The sequence below is a fragment of the Aeromonas sp. HMWF015 genome, from assembly GCF_963878965.1.
Lineage (GTDB): Bacteria > Pseudomonadota > Gammaproteobacteria > Enterobacterales > Aeromonadaceae > Aeromonas > Aeromonas veronii.
The window spans coordinates 1-1283 of the sequence record NZ_CAWNZT010000227.1 but is presented as its reverse complement, the minus strand read 5'-3'; the positions used below and the strand labels follow the sequence as shown (position 1 = coordinate 1283).

Sequence of the window (1283 nt, the reverse complement as noted above, 5' to 3'; positions counted from 1 at the left end):
CCCGATCTTGGCGGAAACAGGCAGCGCCTGACTCACCAGATCATTGACGGTGAAATCCTTGTATTTGAAAGAGGGGCCCAAATCACCCTGCACCAGGTTGCCCAGGTAGGTGAGATATTGCATGCCAATGGGTTTGTCGAGCCCGTATTTGGCCTCGATATTGGCGATGACTTCGGGGGGCAGTGAACGCTCGCTGGTAAAGGGGTTACCGGGGGCGAAACGCATCATGAAGAAAGAGACGGTGATCAAGACCAGCAGAGTCGGGATCGCTTCCAATAGCCGTTTAAAAATGAATTTCAACATAGACATTTCCTGTCCTGTACTGCTTCCAAATGGTCGCGGTTGTAATAAAGGCCCGCCGTCCGGCGGGCCCTGCTTGTTATGCGACTTGTTGCTTTAAATCAGTGAGCAATGATGTACATATCTTTGCTGTAGAGGTTATCCAGCGGGTTGGCCGGGTAGCCACCCACATAGGATTTCACCATGCGCGGAGTAACGTATTGATAGATAGGGGCGATCGGCATGTCCTTGGCAAGGATGGCCTCAGCCTGGGCATATATCTTGTTGCGGGCCACATCGTCAACCTGATCGCGAGACTCATCCATCAGCTTGTCATACTCCGGATTAGAGTACTTGCCGTCGTTGGTGCCGTGGGTGGTCTGCATCAGATCCAGCATGGAGGAGGCTTCGTTGTAGTCAGCGTTCCAGCCGGCACGAGCTACTTCAAACTGCCCCTGTTTCTTGGTTTCCAGGTAAGTTTTCCACTCCTGGTTGACCAGGCTCACCTGCACCCCCAGCTTCTTCCACATGGAGGCCACGGCCACGGCCACTTTCTTGTGGTTATCGTCGGTGTTGTAGAGAAGTTCGAGCTTGAGCGGCTTGCTGGCATCGAAACCGGCTTCTTTCAACATGGCTTTCGCTTTGGTATCACGCTCGGCCTGGGTCATCTTCGACCAATCGGCGACTACTGGCTTGAAACCATCCACATAGTCTGGGGTCAGACCGTAAGCCGGAGTCTGGCCCTGACCCATTACCTTGTCGGCGATCACATCACGATCGATGGCGTAGGAGAGCGCAGTACGGACACGCACATCGTCAAACGGTTTGTGCTTGAAGTTGAATTGGTAATAGTAAGTGGACACCAAGCCGGTCACCTTCAGTTCATTCGGGTAATCCTTCTTGAGCTGCTTGAAACGTTCGATAGGAGTGGTGTAAGTCAGATCCACCTCCCCCGCCAGATAGCGGCTCAGATCGGCGTTGGTAGACTGGATCGGCAAATAGAC

General features: G+C 53.2%; 1 protein-coding gene and 1 pseudogene. Both read right to left on the bottom strand.

The annotated features are described in order from the left end of the window. A pseudogene (gene oppB, locus AACS18_RS12465) lies at positions 1 to 303 on the bottom strand (oligopeptide transporter permease); the annotation flags it as partial. A gap of 98 nt (positions 304 to 401) precedes the next feature. Continuing rightward, on the bottom strand, positions 402 to 1283 hold an 882-nt coding region (locus AACS18_RS12460; RefSeq protein WP_258228706.1), incomplete at its 5' end, for an ABC transporter substrate-binding protein.